This window comes from Agromyces lapidis (assembly GCF_009749405.1).
GTDB lineage: Bacteria > Actinomycetota > Actinomycetes > Actinomycetales > Microbacteriaceae > Agromyces > Agromyces lapidis.
Genome location: NZ_WBIQ01000010.1, coordinates 156,526 through 174,340 on the forward strand (window position 1 = coordinate 156,526; position 17,815 = coordinate 174,340).

12 protein-coding genes are annotated in these 17,815 nt (G+C 71.9%); 7 read left to right on the plus strand and 5 right to left on the minus strand.

The window, feature by feature from the left end:
- Window positions 1-36 precede the first annotated feature (36 nt).
- Entirely contained in the window at window positions 37-1,470 is a 1,434-nt protein-coding gene (locus GQQ93_RS16885; protein ID WP_157425400.1) for an amidase domain-containing protein, read from the minus strand.
- 227 nt (window positions 1,471-1,697) lie between these two features.
- Here GQQ93_RS16885 and GQQ93_RS16890 point away from each other — a divergent pair, with 227 nt between their 5' ends.
- Together GQQ93_RS16890 and GQQ93_RS16895 are read left to right on the plus strand one after the other, a co-directional pair.
- On the plus strand, window positions 1,698-2,048 hold the full coding sequence (locus tag GQQ93_RS16890) for a GntR family transcriptional regulator (RefSeq protein WP_157425401.1): 351 nt from the start codon (window positions 1,698-1,700) through the stop codon (window positions 2,046-2,048).
- On the plus strand, window positions 2,045-3,058 hold the full coding sequence (locus GQQ93_RS16895; RefSeq protein ID WP_157425402.1) for a DUF1648 domain-containing protein: 1,014 nt from the start codon (window positions 2,045-2,047) through the stop codon (window positions 3,056-3,058). Before GQQ93_RS16890 ends, GQQ93_RS16895 begins: the two co-directional genes overlap by 4 nt.
- Here GQQ93_RS16895 and GQQ93_RS16900 read toward each other — a convergent pair.
- Together GQQ93_RS16900 and GQQ93_RS16905 are read right to left on the minus strand one after the other, a co-directional pair.
- Window positions 3,027-4,412, minus strand: coding sequence for an MFS transporter (locus tag GQQ93_RS16900; RefSeq protein WP_170296229.1), 1,386 nt, complete (start codon window positions 4,410-4,412; stop codon window positions 3,027-3,029). The two genes, GQQ93_RS16895 and GQQ93_RS16900, sit on opposite strands and share 32 nt — an antisense overlap.
- A 5-nt stretch (window positions 4,413-4,417) precedes the next feature.
- Entirely contained in the window at window positions 4,418-5,227 is an 810-nt protein-coding gene (locus GQQ93_RS16905) for a M15 family metallopeptidase (protein WP_170296230.1), read from the minus strand.
- A gap of 255 nt (window positions 5,228-5,482) precedes the next feature.
- On the opposite strand from GQQ93_RS16905, the gene GQQ93_RS16910 reads away from it, so the two are divergent.
- From GQQ93_RS16910 to GQQ93_RS16930, 5 genes are all read left to right on the plus strand, one after another.
- Entirely contained in the window at window positions 5,483-6,802 is a 1,320-nt protein-coding gene (locus tag GQQ93_RS16910) for an ABC transporter substrate-binding protein (protein ID WP_157425405.1), read from the plus strand.
- A 75-nt stretch (window positions 6,803-6,877) separates the two neighbouring features.
- Window positions 6,878-7,975 (plus strand): carbohydrate ABC transporter permease, encoded by a 1,098-nt coding sequence (locus tag GQQ93_RS16915; RefSeq protein WP_376863851.1) that lies wholly within the window; start codon window positions 6,878-6,880, stop codon window positions 7,973-7,975.
- The gene (locus tag GQQ93_RS16920) at window positions 7,972-8,883 is read left to right on the plus strand and encodes a carbohydrate ABC transporter permease (protein WP_157425406.1); all 912 of its coding nucleotides are present in this window, start codon (window positions 7,972-7,974) and stop codon (window positions 8,881-8,883) included. The genes GQQ93_RS16915 and GQQ93_RS16920 overlap by 4 nt, the downstream gene beginning before the upstream one ends.
- A 26-nt stretch (window positions 8,884-8,909) precedes the next feature.
- Window positions 8,910-10,367, plus strand: a complete 1,458-nt coding sequence (locus tag GQQ93_RS16925) for a GH1 family beta-glucosidase (RefSeq protein ID WP_246192390.1) — start codon at window positions 8,910-8,912, stop codon at window positions 10,365-10,367.
- Window positions 10,368-10,388: 21 nt separating this feature from the next.
- Window positions 10,389-11,414, plus strand: a complete 1,026-nt coding sequence (locus GQQ93_RS16930; RefSeq protein WP_157425408.1) for a LacI family DNA-binding transcriptional regulator — start codon at window positions 10,389-10,391, stop codon at window positions 11,412-11,414.
- Window positions 11,415-11,776: 362 nt separating this feature from the next.
- Here GQQ93_RS16930 and GQQ93_RS16935 read toward each other — a convergent pair whose 3' ends face one another.
- Window positions 11,777-13,168 carry a HupE/UreJ family protein gene (locus GQQ93_RS16935; RefSeq protein ID WP_246192391.1) on the minus strand — a complete coding sequence of 464 codons (1,392 nt, stop codon included), beginning with the start codon at window positions 13,166-13,168 and terminating at the stop codon, window positions 11,777-11,779.
- A 28-nt stretch (window positions 13,169-13,196) separates the two neighbouring features.
- Window positions 13,197-17,609 (minus strand): LamG-like jellyroll fold domain-containing protein, encoded by a 4,413-nt coding sequence (locus GQQ93_RS16940; RefSeq protein WP_157425409.1) that lies wholly within the window; start codon window positions 17,607-17,609, stop codon window positions 13,197-13,199.
- Window positions 17,610-17,815 lie beyond the last annotated feature (206 nt).

Here is a 17,815-nt window from a genome sequence, read left to right on the forward strand (position 1 = left end):
GGCCAGCTCAGCGAAGCGAGCCCAGCCCAGCTCAGCTCAGCGAAGCGAGAAGTAGGTGACCGCGCCGCCGCCCGTGGCGAGGGCCTCGTCGACGTTCCAATAGTCGGCGTCCTTGGTGTGGCCGCCGACCCAGACGCTCGTGCCGTTCGCCGAGTGCTCGACCCTGGTGACGACGGCGGTGTGATCGCGGTCGCCCGATCCGTCCCAGTCGAACTGGGCGATGTCGCCGACCTTCACGAGGCCGCGCTGCGAGTCGTCGAGCGGGGTCGCGAGGTCGGGTCGGGTGGAGAGCCAGTCGCGCATCGCGGTCGAACTCGACCAGCTCGGAGACATCGCGCCGGTCGCGCGGTCGTAGTACCAGCCCGCGTCCATCGCCCAGCCGCGGGCGATGAGCGACTGGCTCGCGAAGTTCGCGCAGTCGACCCCGCTCAGCACCGTGTACTCGGCCGAGTTGTAGTCGCTCCAGTGGGCGAGCACGTAGCCGAGCTGCGCGTCGATGGCGGGATTGCTCGTGTACGTGAGCGTGAGCGCGTCGAGCTGCTCGGTGGGCTCGACGGTGGTGGCCGACAGCTCGACGCCGGCGGCGGCGATCGAGGTGACGGTCTCCTCGACCGGCACCGCCTCGCCCGAGGCATCCGCGAACTTCACCTCGACCCCGCCGAGCGCGTCGGCCGTCGTCGCGGGCACCGCGAAGGTGACGGCGCTCTCGTCGGCGGCGACGATCGTCGCAGGCACGCCCGCGACGCTGACGGTGCCGACCTGATCGAGGTCCTCACCGGTGACGGTGATCTGCGTGCCGCCGGTGAAGGGCACCGAGGCCGTCGAGAGTCCGCTCGTGATGGTGGGCCCGTCGTCGACCACGGGCGTCGAGACGATCTCGTCGGCGGCTCCCGCCGCGACCGTGTCCTTCACCGTGACCGTTTCGCCGGCGAGCAGCGAGGGCGCATCGGGGGCGTCGGCCGCCGCCGCGACGGCGCCGAAGGCGCTCACGCCGAGGATCGCCGTCGTGCACGACAGCGCGGCGAAGCGACGCGCTCCGCCCGAGGGGCGCCGGTTGCGCACGTGATCGGCGCGGTGGCGCGGCTGGTGGTGCCGTGCGGCGGGTTCCCCGGCCGGCGCGGCCTCGGGCTCAGGGTCGACCGGGGTCGACGACTCGGGAGCGGCGTCGGCGACGTCGGGGCGGTGCTCGGCGGTGCCGGACTCCACGACGGCGGCCTCGTGCGCGTCGGAGTCGACCGCGCCGACTGGCGTTTCGCCGACATCGGCTGCCGACCCGGCGTCAGTGGGCGCGGCGCGGAATCCCCGGCGTCGCCGTGCGGGTGCCGACGGCTCGACCGCCTCGGGGGCGGTGGCGAGCTCCTCGGCATCGACGGCCGTCGACGTCGCCTCCTCGGGCGTCGCCCCCTCCGCGAGGAGGGCGGCATCGATCGCGCCGGGCGCACGGAAGGTCGAGCGACGGCGTTCGGGCATGGGGGCAGGCGGCGTCTTGCTGAGGCGTTTGAACACGAAGGGGGTTTCGGGTCGGCGTTTCGGGGGACAGGACACCTCATCACGCGATTTTGTGAGGAACCCTCCTGAACTCTGGGAGACCGGTGAGAACGCTCTCCCGAAAAGCGAGCGGCACTCTTCTTCGCGAGCAGCCCCGCAGGCCCATGCAACTGTTCTAGTATTTATAGAACAGTTGTGAAGGAGCCGACGTGCTGATCCGAGTCGATCCCGCGAGCGAGACGCCGATCTTCGCCCAGGTCGCGGCGTCGGTGCGCGCCGACGCCGCAGCCGGCCGCCTCCGTTCGGGCGACCGCCTCCCCTCAGCCCGCGACGTCGCCGCCTCCCTCGGCGTGAACCTGCACACCGTGCTGCGCGCCTACCAGCTGCTGCGCGACGAGGGCCTCGTCGACATGCGCCGCGGCCGCGGGGCCGTGGCAACCGACGCCGTCGAACCGCTCGCCCAGCTGCACCACGACATCGAGGCGCTCGTCGCCCGCGCACGCGCCCTCGCCCTCTCGCCCGACGCGCTCGCCGCCCTCGTCAAGGAGATGTACCGATGACCGATTCCACCGAGTTCCGCACGGCCCGCCGCCGCTACCTCCTGGTCGCGGGCGTCGCACCGCTCCTCGTCGCGGTCGTCGCCGTGGCGCTCATGGTCTCCTGGCTCCCCGAGGTGCCGTCGACGGTGGCGACCCACTGGAGCGGTGACGGCACACCCGACGGGTTCGCCCCGGCCTGGACCGTGCCGCTCGGCGCAGCCCTGCTCTCACTCGGCCTCGCGGCGCTGTTCGCCGTCATCATGCTCACCGGCACGCGCGACGGGCGATGGGGACCGAACCTCCGCCTGCTCGCCGCGTTCTCGATCGGCACGACGGTGCTGCTCGACGTGTGCCTGACCTGGTCGCTCGGCATGCAGCGCGGCCTCGACGACCCGGCCGAGGCGCCCGGCATGCTGCTGCCCGTGCTGGCGGGCACCGCCCTCGGCCTGCTCGCGGGCGTCGCCGGCTGGTTCGCCCAGCCCGCCGTCACGGTCTCGGGCGACCGGCCCGCGCCGACGGTCGAGGCGCTCCGCCTCGCACCGGGAGAGCGCGCCGTCTGGGCGCGCACCACGACGATGGCCCGCGGCGCGAAGATCGCCATCGTCGCAAGCTTCACCGCCCTCGCGCTCGGGGCACTCGTCGTCGCGGCCCTCGGGTCTCCCGTCTGGTGGGCGATGCTCGCCACCGCGGCGCTGCTCGCCCTGCTCGCCTGCGCCACGTTCGTGTTCCGGGTCCGTATCGACGAGCACGGGCTCGTGGCGCGGTCGCCCCTCGGGTTCCCGCGGTTCCAGGTGCCGCTCGACGAGGTGCAGGGCGTCGCGGTCACCATGGTCTCCCCCACCGCGGAGTTCGGCGGCTGGGGCATCAGGGTGGGCGCCGACGGCGCGCTCGGCATCATCCTGCGCGCCGGCGAGGCCCTCGAGGTCAGCCGCACGCGAGGTCGGCGCTTCGTCGTGACGATCGACGACGCGGCCACCGCCGCGGCACTGCTCGAGGCGCTCAGCGAGCGGGCGCGCGAGCGCCGGCACTGACCTCGGCCCCGGCGCCGCCCGACCGCGCCGCGCGAACGCCGGCGACCACGAGGGGCACGAGCACCAGCACGGCGACGACGTTGACTCCGGCGAAGCCGCCGACGCCGAGCACGAAGCCCGAGAGCGCGGCCGCGATCGCCGCGGAGAGGTTCATCGCCGCGTCGGTCGCCCCCTGCAGCGGCACGCGGATCGACGGGTCGACGGCGCTCGTGACGAGCGTCGATCCGCCGATGAGTCCGCACGACCAGCCGAGGCCGAGCAGGCCCAGCGCCAGCGGCACCAGCAGCATGTCGTCGGCCGGCGCGAGGATTCCGGTGAGCGTCGCCGCGAGCAGCACGCCCACGCCGATGAAGATCACGCGCGACGGGCCGATGCGGTCGGCGAGCCAGCCGACGAGCGGGCTCGCGCCGTACATGCCGAGGATGTGGATGCTGATCACCACGCCGATGAGCGTGAGTGAGAGACCGTGCGCCATCATGTGCACGGGCGTCATGACCATGACCCCGACCATGACGGTGTGCGAGCACACGATCGCGAGGATCGCGAAGAGCGCCCGCGGGGTCTTCGCCGCGATGCGGAGCGCGCCCCACGCGCCGATCGGCTTCGCGGGGTCGGGTGCGGATGCCTCGGCGACCGTCGAGGCGGAGAGCCCTGCGCCGATCGGCTCGGCGGGCACGGCCTCGGCTGCGCTCTCGGCCGCGCCCGTCGCCGCATCGGCGTCGGGCGCGGGCACCGCGTCGGCCGCGAGCTGCCCTGCCTTCGGCAGGCGCAGCAGGGTCGCGACCAGCAGGGTCGAGAGCGCGAACGCCGCCCCCGAGAACAGGAACGGGCCGACGAGCGGCGGAAGCCCGAGCGCCTGGCCGACGGTGTCGCCGGTCTCGGAGAGCAGCGGACCGGCGACCGAGCCGAGGGTCGTCGCCCACAGTACGAGCGACATCGAGCGGGCCTCGAAGCCGGGAGCTGCGACCTCGGTCGCGGCGAACCGCGCCTGGAGACCTGCCGCGGTTCCGGCGCCGAAGGCGGCGAGGCCGAGGAACACGAGGGGCACCCAGCCGCTCGTCGCCGCGATCACGATGAGCACGGCGCCGGTCATGCCGAGGGCGTAGCCCGTGGCGAGGGCGACGTGCCGGCCCGAGCGCACCGCGAGCCGGGCGAGCGGGATCGCGGTGATCGCCGCGCCGAGCACGCTCGACGACTGTGCGAGACCGCCGAGCACGGCGGCCCCGGTGAGCTCGCCGATGAGCAGGGCCGCGACGGCGATGCCCGAAGCCACCCCGACGCCCGCGAGCAGCTGGTTGACGATGAGCACCGCGAGCGACAGGCCGCGATGCGGCACGGGGGTCGCCCGGGGCATCCGGCTCATTGCGCTGCGCCGCCGGGTACGTCGAAGAACTCTTCGAGGGTCGTCACGCCGCGCTCGTGCATCTCGGTGGCGAGCTCGGGGCCGACGTAGCGGAAGTGCCACGACTCGTGCGGGTACCCGGTGACCTCGACCTTGTCGGCGGGGTACCGCAGGATGAATCCGAATCGGTGGCCGTTCGCCCGCACCCATTCGCCCTCGACGCTGTCGTCCATGCACTCGAAGCTGCAGCCGCCCTCGGTTCCGATGTCCATCGCGAGGCCGGTCTGGTGCTCGGAGTGCCCGGGCGGCGCGGTCGTCGGGTCGCTGCCGTCGCCGTAGAGCTCGACCTGCGTCTCGTAGCTGCGGAAGGCGCTGTTCGAGGCCAGGTACAGGTCCGCCTCCTCGGCGGCGGCCTCGAACATCGCGACGGCCGCGTCGGAGGCCTCCTGCCGCAGCTCGGGCACCCAGGTGTGCGCGACCGGCACCTCGACGAGGTCGTCGGGCACGTAGTCCTCGGGGTTCAGCGCGCGCACCTGGTTCACGACGACCCAGATGCTCGCGGGGTCGTCGAGCGAGTGCGCGGACGTGTCGAAGGTGTCGACGGTCGCCGGCGCGGGCGGCGCGGTGGGTGCCGGGCGCGGGGTCGCGGTCTCGTCGGCGGATGCCTCGGGGCCGGATGCCGCGCCGCTGCCGCCTCCGTTGCCGACGACCGCTCCGACCACGATCACGGCGAGCGCGACGAGCACTGCGATGAGCGAGAGCGCGATGGTCATGCGGCGTCGCTGAACCGCCTCGTCGATGGGTGGCAGGCCTGCGGGATCGGACACTCTCACGAGTCTACGCGGGGCCTCCGCACCGACCCCGCCGCGTCGCCGGGGCGCTTCCCAGCGGGGTGTGCCGCGCCCGGACCGCCGCGCCTCGAAGCATCCGTGAGAGCGCTCTCTTGACATCGGGCGAAATCACTCGTAGAGTCACCTCCCGACAGCGTGAGAGCGCTCTCACGTTGATGTGAGAGAGCGCTCTCACCCTTGCACCGAAACACATCCCCTCGCACACACAACCACGCACACAAAGGAGTGACCGTGAAGCTCTCACGACGCACCCGCGGTGCCGTCGCCCTCGCCGGCGCGGCATCCATCGCCCTCCTTGCCACCGCATGCTCCACCGGTGGCGACCAGGGCTCCGACGGGGAGGACATCACCCTCACCATCACCACCTTCGGCACCCAGGGGCTCGACGGCCTCTACGAGCAGTTCGAGGCCGACCACCCCGGCGTCACCATCGAGGCCACCAACATCGACACGGGCGGCAACGCGCTGACCGACTGGCAGACGAAGCAGGCCGCGGGCGCAGGCCTGCCCGACGTGCAGGCCGTCGAAGAGGGCTGGCTCTCGAAGGTCATGCAGGTGAGCGACTCGTTCACCGACCTGCGCGACTACGGCGCCGAGGACCTCTCCGACCAGTGGGTCGACTGGAAGGTGAAGCAGGCCACCGACGCCGACGGCCGCATCATCGGCTACGGCACCGACATCGGCCCCGAGGGCCTCTGCTACAACGGCGCCCTCTTCGAGGCCGCCGGCCTTCCGAGCGACCGCGAGGGCGTCGCCGCCCTCTTCGGCGGCGAGGATGCCTCGTGGGAGAAGTTCTTCGAGGTGGGCAAGGCCTACCACGACAAGACCGGCAAGGCGTTCTACGACCAGTCGGGCTTCGTCTGGAACTCGATGGTCAACCAGCTTCCCGAGGGCTACTACACCGCCGACGGCGAACTGAACGTCGAGGGCAACGAGGAGCTCGAGGCCCGCTGGGCGCTGCTCGCGCAGGGCGCGGCCGACGGCCTCTCGTCGGCGCAGACGCAGTGGGACTGGGGCGGGGGCAAGGCCTTCACCGACGGCTCCTTCGCGACCTTCGTCTGCCCGGGCTGGATGCTCGGCGTGGTGAAGGGCCAGGTCGAGGCCGGTGGCGGCGACGCCACGACCGGCTGGGACTTCGCCGACGTCTTCCCCGGCGGCGCCGCCAACTGGGGCGGGGCGTTCCTGACGGTCCCGACGACGTCGAAGCACCCGAAGGAGGCCGCGGAGCTCGCCGAGTTCCTCACCAGCGCCCAGTCGCAGGTCGCGTCCTTCCAGGCCGCCGGCGCCTTCCCCTCGAATCTCGAGGCGCAGACCGACTCGGGCGTCACGGGTGAGAGCGAGCTGACCGCGTTCTTCAACGACGCGCCGATCGGCGAGATCCTCGGCTCGCGCGCCGTGGGCGTCGTCGCCCAGTACAAGGGCCCCGACGACTCGGTGATCCAGGAGCAGGTCTTCGGGCCGTCGATCCAGGAGCTCGACTCGGGCAAGGCCGACGGCCCGACCGCGTGGCAGCACGCGCTCGACCTCCTCGACGAGCTCGTCGAGCAGTAGGCGACCGAATCCGGTGATCGCGGGCCCTTCGGAGCGATCTGCTCCGAAGGGCCCGCCTCACGAGAGGAACCCCGAATGACTTCGACCATCACGCCGCCGACGGAGGCCGGTGCGCCCGAGCCCCGAGGCCGCCACCCGCGCAAGGCGGCGCGCACGACGATGCGAGCCGACCTCACGCCCCGCCAGCGCCTGAACCGCTGGGACGTGAAGTACTCCCCGTACCTCTACGTCGCGCCCTTCTTCGTGCTGTTCGGGCTCATCGGCCTGTTCCCGCTCGTCTACACCTTCGTCGTCTCGCTCAACGACTGGAACCTGCTCACGGGTCCCGGCGAGTGGGTCGGCTTCCAGAACTTCACCGACGAACTCCAGTCGCCGCTCTTCTGGAACTCGCTGTTCAACACCTTCAGCATCTTCCTGCTCTCGGCGGTGCCGCAGCTCATCGCCGCCATCGTGATCGCGGCGGTGCTCGACCAGAACATCCGCGCCAAGACCTTCTGGCGCCTCTCCGTCATCCTCCCGTACGTCGTGACGCCGGTCGCGGTGACCCTGATCTTCAGCAACATCTTCGGCGAGAAGTACGGCCTCATCAACAACCTGCTCACGACCTTCGGCGCCGACCCCGTCATGTGGAAGACCGAGACCCTGCCGAGCCACCTCGCGATCGCGACGATGGTCAACTGGCGGTGGACCGGCTACAACGCGCTCATTCTCCTCGCCGCCATGCAGGCCGTACCCCGCGACGTGCACGAGGCCGCCGCGATCGACGGCGCCGGCGCCGTGCGGCGCTTCTTCTCGGTGACCATCCCGAGCATCCGCCCGACCATCATCTTCGTGATCATCACCGCGACGATCGGCGGCCTGCAGATCTTCACGGAGCCCAAGCTCTTCAACGCGACCAGCTCGATCCCCGGCGGCCCGCAACGGCAGTACCAGACGACCGTGCTCTACCTCTGGGACCTCGCCTTCAACCGGCAGGACTTCGGCAAAGCGGCCGCGGTCGCCTGGATGCTGTTCATCATCGTGGTCGCCATCGGCCTCATCAACTTCTGGCTCTCGCGGCGCATCGCCGGCGTCGAGGCGCGCACCTCGAAGCGCCGCACCCGCCGCAGGCTCGACGCCCACGCCGCGGCGCGCGCCGAGGCATCCGCACCGACACCGGAGGAACGCGCATGACCGCCACCAAGGCCATCGTCACGAGCGGCAGCGGCGACCGGGCCGCCTCGCGGGGATCGCGCGACGGTCGCGGCCGCCCCGGCGGGCAGGGCATCGAACGCCGCCCCGGCTGGCTCACCTACACGCTGCTCGGCGTCTTCTTCGTCGCCGGCGCGTACCCGCTCTACTGGTCGTTCGTCGTCGGCTCGAGCGACTCCTCGGCGCTCACGAGCACGTGGCCGCCGCTGCTGCCGGGCGGCCGGTTCTGGCAGAACGTCGGCGAGGTGTTCGACACCGTGCCGTTCTGGCTCGCGCTCGGCAACTCGATCATCGTCGCGACCGTCATCACCGTCTCGGTCGTCGTGTTCTCGACGCTCGCGGGCTACGCCTTCGCGAAGCTCCGCTTCCGCGGCCGCGAGGGGCTCATGGTCTTCGTGATCGCGACGCTCGCCGTGCCGACCCAGCTCGGCATCATCCCGCTGTTCATGCTCATGAAGCAGTTCGGCTGGACGGGCACGCTCGGCGCGGTGATCGTGCCGACCCTCGTCACCGCCTTCGGCGTCTTCTTCATGCGCCAGTACCTCGTCGACGTCATCCCCGACGAGCTCATCGAGGCGGCCCGCGTCGACGGCGCCTCGATGATCAGCACCTTCTGGCACGTCGGCGTTCCGGCCGCGCGGCCGGCGATGGCCATCCTCGGCCTCTTCACCTTCATGACGGCGTGGACGGACTACCTGTGGCCGCTCCTCGTCGCGCCGCAGAACCCGACGCTGCAGGTCGCGCTCAGCCAGCTGCAGTCGGCGCGCTACGTCGACTACTCGGTGGTGCTCGCGGGCGCAGTGCTCGCGACGCTTCCGTTGCTGATCCTGTTCGTCATCGCCGGAAAGCAGCTGATCTCGGGAATCATGGCAGGAGCAGTGAAGGGATGACCGTCGAAGTTCGAGAGGAACGTCAGATGACCGCCACGACGGATGCCACGCGCCGCCGCTTCCCCGACGGGTTCCTGTTCGGCGCCGCGACGGCCGCGTACCAGATCGAGGGGGCGGCGTTCGAAGGCGGACGTCGGGCCTCCATCTGGGACGCCTTCACCCGTGTCCCCGGCGCGGTGACCGGCGGCGACAACGGCGACATGGCCTGCGACCACTACCACCGCATGCCGCAGGACGTCGCCCTGATGCGGGAGCTCGGGCTCCAGACCTACCGGTTCTCGACCTCGTGGGCGCGGGTGCGCCCCGACGGCGGCCCCGTGAACCCCGCCGGCGTCGACTTCTACTCGCGCCTCGTCGACGAACTGCTCGGCGCCGGCATCAAGCCGTGGCTGACGCTCTACCACTGGGACCTGCCGCAGGCGCTCGAGGAGCTCGGCGGCTGGACCGTGCGCGAGACGAGCGACCGCTTCACCGAGTACGCGCTCTCACTGCACGACGCGCTCGGCGACCGGGTCACCACCTGGACCACGCTCAACGAGCCGTGGTGCGCGTCGTTCCTCTCGTACACGGGCGGCGAGCACGCGCCCGGGCACCAGAGCGTCGCCGAGGGGCTGCTCGCCTCGCACCACCTGCTGCTCGGCCACGGGCAGGTCGTGCACGAGCTGCGGGCGCGCGACGCCTCGCTCGACCTCGGCCTCACCCTGAACCACACCGTCGCCGACCCGGCCGACCCGCAGAACCCGGCCGACGTCGACGCGGCGCGACGCCTCGACGGGCAGTTCAACCGCTGGTTCCTCGACCCGGTCTTCCGGGGCTCCTACCCGGCCGACGTCGTCGAGGACGTCCGGGCGGTCGACGCCGCGGCCGTCGAGCGCTTCGAGGCCGCCGTGCACGACGGAGACCTCGAGGTGATCGCCGCCCCGATCGACACGCTCGGCGTGAACTACTACCACGGCGACCTCGTCTCGGCGGAACCGCCCGCGACCCCGCCGGTCTCGGGCGCCCCCGCGAACGCTCGCCCGACGCGCAGCCCCTACCCGGCACCCGACGGACTCCACTCGGTCGAGCGTGGCCTGCCCCGCACGGCGCAGAACTGGGAGGTGCAGCCCGAGGGGCTCACCCGCCTGCTGCGACGCATCTGGGACGACTACGCCGCCGCGGCCGGCACGGTGCTCGCCGTGACCGAGAACGGCGCCGCCTACGACGACGCCGTGACGGTCGACGAGGGCACCGGAGGCATCCGCGTCGACGACGCCGACCGGGCGGAGTTCCTGCGCGCGCACCTCGCGGCGACGCTCGACGCGGCCGACGCCGGGGTCGACGTTCGCGGGTTCTTCTACTGGTCGCTGCTCGACAACTTCGAGTGGGCCTGGGGCTACGACAAGCGCTTCGGCATCGTGCACGTCGACTACGACACCCAGGTGCGCACGGTGAAGCACAGCGGGCGCGAGTACTCGCGGATCATCCGCGACCGCGCGCTGTGACCTCAGACCTAGACTGACGACATGGCGAAGGATGCCGCGGGGTCGCCCCCGACCCTCGAGATGGTGGCCCGCGTGGCCGGGGTGTCGCGCGCGACGGTGAGCCGCGTGGTCAACGGCTCGCCGAAGGTCAGCCCCGACATCGTCGAGGCCGTGAACGCCGCGGTCGCCGAGCTGCACTACGTGCCGAACCGGGCGGCGCGCTCGCTCGCCCGGCGCTCGTCGAACGCGATCGCGCTCGTCGTGCCCGAAGACGTGACGTGGTTCTTCAGCGACCCCTACTTCGCGACGATCGTGAAGGGCATCACGAGCCGGGTCGACGACAGCGAGTTCGTGCTGAACCTGCTCGTCGCCTCGACCGACCCGCACCACAAGACCCTGCGCTACCTGAACTCGGGCGTGGTCGACGGCGCGATCGTCATCTCGCACCACGTCGGCGACGCGATCCTCGCCGACTCCCGGCCGGCGGTGCCGCTCGTCTTCGGCGGCCGCCCCGCGCTCGCCGCAGGGCAGGACGACTACTTCGTCGACGTCGACAACCGCGCCGCCGCGGCGGCGGGCACCCAGTACCTCATCGACCGGGGGCACCGCCGCATCGGCTCGATCTCGGGCCCCGTCGACATGCCGGCCGGCATCGACCGGCTCGACGGCTACCTCGACGCCGTGCGCGGCGCCGGCCTCCCCGACGAGCTGTTCGAGACCGCCGACTTCACGGCCGCCGGGGCGACGCTCGCGGCACGGCGACTGCTCGACCGCGTCGGCGACGACGGGCTCGACGCGCTCTTCGTCGCGAGCGACCTGATGGCGACCGGGGTCATCGGGGAGCTGCGCGAGCGCGGCCTGCGCGTGCCCGACGACGTCGCCGTGCTCGGCTTCGACGACAGCCCGGCGGCGGTCTCCGGGCCCGTGCCGCTCACGACCGTCGCACAGCCCTCCGAGGCGGCGGGCGCCGCGATGGCCGACGTGCTGCTGCGGCTCATCGCCGGCGAGGCCGAGGTGCCGCACGCGACGATCCTGCCGACCGAGCTCGTGGTGCGCGAATCGGCGTAGGGGCCGATGGCGACCCAGCCTGGTTCGTCACCCGAACGCGGCTGGGTCGGTCACTCCAGTTCTTCCACGAGCTCGTCCCAATCTCCGACGACGCACCACGACTCCCCGTCCAAGGTGACCTGACCCGGAATGATCGTGACCCTGATGTTCTTCACCGATCCGCCCCGGCCGATCAGTCGAACGGTCACCCGCTCCGGCGTGGACTGATCCGGTACCGCCGCGCGGCCACTCGACCCTATCTTGCCGACCTCGTGCGACAGATGATGCGGCGGCTCGTGCGCGGTTGCCGTCGAGAAGCGCCCATCCCCTCCGCAGGCCAAGCGTCGCCGGTGTGCGCGCGGTGCGCGAGCGGGCCCCTCAGCTCAGCCGCCGGCGAGCAGCCGCTCCATGAACCAGAAGAGCCCCACGGCGGCGACTCCGAGCTCGATCCAGAGCGGCGAGGCCGGCAGCCGGCGACGCAGCAGCACGATGAGCGGGAACGTGACGGCGATGAGCACGAGCTGGGTCAGCTCGATGCCCACGTTGAAGACGAGCAGCGCGCCGAGCAGTCCCCACGAGAACGGCTCGTCGATGCCGAGTGCACCCGCAAGACCGACGCCGTGCACGAGCCCGAAGGCGAAGACGACCGCGACCCGCACCCAGTCGTCGCGCGAGAACCCGCGCGGCGGCGCGAGCACCGTCGGCAGCACCGTCACCGCGGTGCGTTCGCGAAGGGCGAGCCCGCCGCGCGAACCCGAGCCGCTGCCGGAGCTCGGGACCGGGCGCGACGCGGCCGCGGTGCCGGCAGCGATCTCGCCGTCGCCCGGGGCCTCCCGGTTCCACCGCAGCAGGCTTCCCAGCCCGCCCCGGCTGCGTCGCGAGCCCCAGACGCTCCAGAGCGCGACCGCCGCGATCGAGAACGCGATGACCGGCTCGACGAACGCGGGCGAGACGCTCACGAGCCCGAGCGCGGCGGCGATGAACGTCATCGAGTGCGCGACGGTGAACGCCGTCGCGACCACGACGATGTCGCGCAGGCGGCGGGCGCCGACGATGAGCGCGAGCAGGAACAGCAGATGGTCGGGCCCGAACAGCAGGTGCTCGGCCCCGAGGACGAGGAACTCGCCCATGCGCGAGCCCCAGTCCTGCGTCGTCGTCACGCTCGGGCTCTGGTCGGTGTCGAGGTTCGCGACGCCCGATCCCGACCGGAGGTCGTAGCTGACGATCGTCGTCGTCTTGCCACCCGGCGCCGTTCCCGGGAAGAGCTCGGTGCTGATCCGGTATACCGGTGCGGCCGCGCCCGCCTCCGAGCGGCAGTCGGCGTCGATCACCAGCCGGGCGTGCGGAACGCCGTCGCGGATGGTGATCGCATACGGCTCGACGAGCGCGTTCGGGCAGACCGCAGCCGCCGCGGATGCCTCGTCCGGGGCATCCGTCTCGACCGCGACCGAGAACCGGGGCAGCACGTACCCGAGCACGCTGTCGGAGTGCCGCTCGAGCACGTCGGTCGTGAGCTTCTCGGGGTCGCGCCCCGACGCCTGCACATCGGCGTAGGCGTCGGCCTCGAACGCGGCGTCGTCCATCGCCCGGGCGCCGTCGGTCGCGAGCAGCACGTACTCGACCTCGAGCACCGTGCGCACGAGGCCGGGCTCGGGCTCGGTGACGTCGGCGAAGACGGTCGCGGCGTAGCTGTGCGCGACCGCCGGGGCGGCCGGCACCAGCGCGGCAGCCCCGAGCGCCGCGACCGCGCCGGCCGCGCAGAGGAGCGCGCGCACGAGGCGCGCGCTCCCCCGGCGGCGTGGCTCAGGCCGCACCGAGATCCGCCCAGGCCGGGTGCTTCGCGGTGCCGGGCTCCTGGCCGCGGGTCCACCACTCGGCGCGGTAGAGACGTCCCTCGTGCGCGACGGTCTCGCCGCCCGTGTAGATCCACGAGGGGGTCCAGGCCCGCACGACGCCCCGCGCTGTGCTCACCTCGACGCCCTGTTCGGCCCAGGCGCTGTTCACCCTGCCGTTCTTCGCGATCGCGCCGGGGGTCGCCCCCTTGGTCCACCACTGGGCGACGAACACGCGACCGTCGTGCAGCACCCGGTCGCCGGCGACGTACACGCGGTCGGCGCGCCAGGTGGGCAGCTCCGCGATCGCGACGGCCTTCGAGGTCGCCGTGCCGTCGGCGCTGCTCGGACGACTCGCCGTCACCGTCACCGCGATCTCGGCGCCGTTGAGCGATCCGTCGACCTGCAGCTGCGCGCCGGTCTCACCCGCGAGCTCCTCGCCGTCCGCAGTCCAGCGGTAGGCGAAGGTCAGGCCCTCGGTGTCCCACTCGCCGGGCTTCGCGAAGAGGATGCCGCCGACCTCGGCGGTTCCCGTGATGCTCGGCGCCGCGGTGGCGACCGGTGCGGGCTCCTCGACGGTGACGTCGAACTCCGCCGCGGTGTCGTTACCGGCGGCGTCGACCGCGAGGTACCGGAGGGTGTACTCGCCGGCGGCCGGGGCCACGATCGTGCCGGGCTCGAGCGGCACGTCCTCGCCGATCGGCCCCGACGCCGTGATCGTGAGCTCGACCGAGCCCGAGTCGTCGCCCGCGAGGCCGGCGGGCACCGTGTACTCGGTGCCGACCGTCGCGGTCGCGGCGGGCTCGGGGTCGACCTCGACGAGCGGCGGCGTCGTGTCGTTGCTCGTCAGCGCCTGCGCGGCGAGGCGCGAGATCGACGTCTCCGGCAGCGGCTCGCTGAAGATCTTCGCCGTCGCGATCGTGCCCTCGAACGGGTACTCGACGGTTCCCGACGACGAGATGTCGCCGCCGACGACGAAGGCGCGTGCGCCACCGCTCGGGTTCTGCACCTTGCCGCCGCCTGTCGCCACGGCCGAGCCGGCCTCGCGGCCGTCGACGAACACGCGCAGCGCACCCGACGCGGCGTCGTAGCTCGCCACGACGTGCGACCACTGCCCCGCCGTCACGGCATTCTCGGCGCGGGCGACGACGTACTTGCCGCCGACGCGCACCCAGAGCTCGGGACTGACCTTGCCGGGCTGGGTGCCCGGCAGCATCTCGAGACCCTGTCCCGCGCTCTGCGTGTTCGAGATCATGTCGCGCTCGGCCGTGATCTGCGGCACCTTGACGACCGACTCGATCGTGAAGCCGTCCTCGGTCTTGGCGTAGTCGGCGTCGGACCACGGGATGCGCGACCCCTGTGCGGAGTTGCCGGTGAACGTCGCGACCTTGCTGCCGAGCGCGGCGTCGACCGCGATCGGGGCGGTGCCGGCGATGACGGCGTGCGCCCGCGGCGACCGGTCGGCGGGCTTGCCGCCGACGTAGTCGAGGTCGAGCAGGTCGGCGGCCGGCAGCGGCTCGAGGAGCTCGGCCAGCTCGGCCGATCCCTTCGCCGCGGTCACGGTGAAGGCGGCCTGGTCCTGGCGGGCTGCCGCATCGGTCGCGACGTAGGTGAGCGTGTGCGCACCCGCCGCGGTCGGCGTGAAGGTGTACCGGCCGTCGTCGGTGCGCGCGACCTCGACGACCCCGCCCGTCGGGTCGGTCACCTCGACGGCGACCTTCACTCGGCCCGAGTTGTCGACCGCCTGCGGCGCCGGAGCGATGTACGGCCGTCCGACGACGGCCGACGCGCCCGGCACGGGCCGCGCGGCATCGACCTGCGGCGGCGTGGTGTCGATGAGCTTCAGCTCACGGTTCGCGACGCGGTAGACGTTCTTGTCGCTCAGCGGTGCGCTGTAGATCTCGACGCCGGCGATGCGACCGTCGAAGGTGGCGTCGTCGAGCGTGCCGCTCGGGTTCGCGTCACCGCCGATCGCCATGTACCGCGCCGCCGTGTTGCCCGGCTTCACCGTGAACGAGACGTCCTCCGCTGTCGCGGCCTTCGCGCCGTCGACGTAGAGGCGGGCGTCGGTGCCGTCGTACCAACCGGTCACGTGGTACCAGGTGCCGTACTCCAACTCGACCGACGGGCGCGGGCTGGCGTACCAGAAGCCGAGCTCGTAGCTCTCGGCCGAGGCCGTGCGCACCGCTTCGAGGCCGATGCCGCCGCCCTGCATGCCGCCGAACACGTCGATGTAGCCGCCGACCGGCTTGTCGATTCGGTCGAGTCTGAAGGTCGCGTCGATGGTGAAGCCGTCTTGCAGCTTCGTGTAGTCGGCGTCGCTCCACAGCGACGTCTTGAACGCGGAGGCCGCGTCCTGATCACCGATCGCGACCTGGGCGCCGAGGTCGGCGTCGTTCTCGACGCGCGCCGCGCTGCCCGCAGTGAGGGTCCACTCCTTCGGCGAGGCATCCACGGCTTTGCCGTCGCTGAAGCGGACATCGAGCAGGTCGGCCGTCGGCACCTGCTCGCGCAGGTCGTCGAAGGTGAGCGTCTCGGGGTCGAACGGCGGCTCGGACGGGCCCGTCGAACCGGTCGTCGTGAACCGTGCCGTGAGCGGCGCGCCCTCCTTGCCCCACGCGTTGATGGGGGTGACCCGCACCTCGTATTCGCGCGACGGGCGAAGGTTCCACACCTCGTGGTTGCGACTCGTCGGCATCGGCAGGTTGTAGAAGCCCGACCACTGCAGGAAGGTGTTCACCGATTGCCCGGTCGCGACATCGACGGTCGTATAGCGGTACTTGTGCACGATGTCCTGCACGGCGTTCGGGGCGGGCACCGCCTGCGGGAACGCGACCATCGCCTTGTCCTCGCCGATGCCGTCCACGGTCACCGCGGCGCCGGCCTTCCACTCGGGAGCCTTCGACAGGCTCGCGCGGTGGCTGTTGTTGAGCGGGAACCGCTCGTCGTAGCTCTTGGTCGTGTCGACCGAGTCGGCGACGTCCCAGGTCCACGTCTGGTCGATCCACTGGTCGGCCAGCAGGTCGTAGTTCTTGATCGTGACCTTCGAGCCCGTGATCTCGACGACGGCCGTCTGGCGGTTGTTGCCCGCGTCGTCGGGCGTCGTGTCGTTCGAGCGGCTCGTCGGGCTCGTGTTGATGACGCCCGATTCGAACTCGTAGTACGCGAGCGGCGGCGCGTTCACGGTCGTGAAGCCCTTGCCGGACTTGTCGCCGGCGCGGTTCTCCTGGCCCTGCCAGACCGAGGTCGGGATGTTCTGCGGCGTGTGGATGTGCCCGCCCCAGACGACCGCCTGCGGGAAGTCGTCGAACACCGACTGCAGCGTGTCGCCGCACCCGCTCGAGAGCCCGGTGCCGTACCACTCGTTCGAGACGTAGTGAGTGCACTGCAGGGGGTGGTGCACGAGCACCATGACCGGCTTCGTCGGGTCTTCGGCCGTGGCCGCCGCGAGCCGCTGCTGCAGCCAGGTCGCGGCGTAGGCGTAGTTGCCCGAGCTGGCCGACGAGGGCTTGCCCGTGACCGGGTCGAGGGTGCCGGCTCCCGGCGAGACGGTGATGAAGTGGTAGCCGTTGATCGTGTAGTCGGCGTTGGGCTTCTGCCCGCCGGTCGACTGCGTGAACAGGTCGTACGACGAGATCGCGCTGACGTCGTGGTTGCCGAGCGAGGCGACGAGCTCGATGCCGAGGCCGGCCTTCGAGTCGATCGTCGACTTCAGCCCGGCGTACTCGCTCGCGGTCGCGTTGTTCGTCAGGTCGCCGACGAAGAGCGCGGTGCCGACGTCCTCCGACTTCCAGAAGTCGTACGCCTCGGCGAGTTCGCTCCAGTTGTTGTGGATGTCGCCGATCGCGGCGAACCGGACGTCGGGCTCGCCGGCGTCGGTCGCCGACGATTCGGTCGCCGACGACTCGGCTATCGAGGCGGATGCCTCGGCGACGGGCTCCTCCGATGCGGCCGACGCCGCTCCCCCGGTGACGGCCACGGTGCGGGTCTCCTCGGTGATGCCGCCGTCGGCATCGGTCACGGTGAACGCGACCGTGTACTCGCCGGCGACGGCGGGGGCGAAGCGATAGGCGCCGTCGTCGCCCGGGCTCACGGCGGCCACGACGGCGTCGGGGCTCGTGACCGTGACGACGAGCGAACCGTCGGCGCCGGCCCCGCCGGTGAAGACGACGGTGTCGCCGACGACGGCGTCGGCCGGCCCGGCGATGGCGGTCGGGGAGAAGTCGGCGCCGGCGTCGGCGTCGGCACCGGTCTCCGACGATGCGACGAACGACGGCTCGACGATCGGCGCCGCCTGCCCGACCGCAGCCGGTGTCTGCGCAGACGCCGGTGCGGCGACGAGGCCGGTGAGCAGCAGGGTCGCCGTGGCGACGGAGGTGACCATGAAGGCCGATCGGCGCCGGGAACGGCGGGGAACGGCGGAATCGGACGGGGGGACGACGGGCTGCGACACGGTATGTCCTTCGAGTGACCTGGGCCGGAACGCTGCCACGAAATCGAGCCGAAGTGACCGGCCGGTGAACAGCACGGGGCCGCTCGGCAGCGGATCGGCCCGACCCGCCGGATTCGTCGGCCCGCTGCGCACAGTGG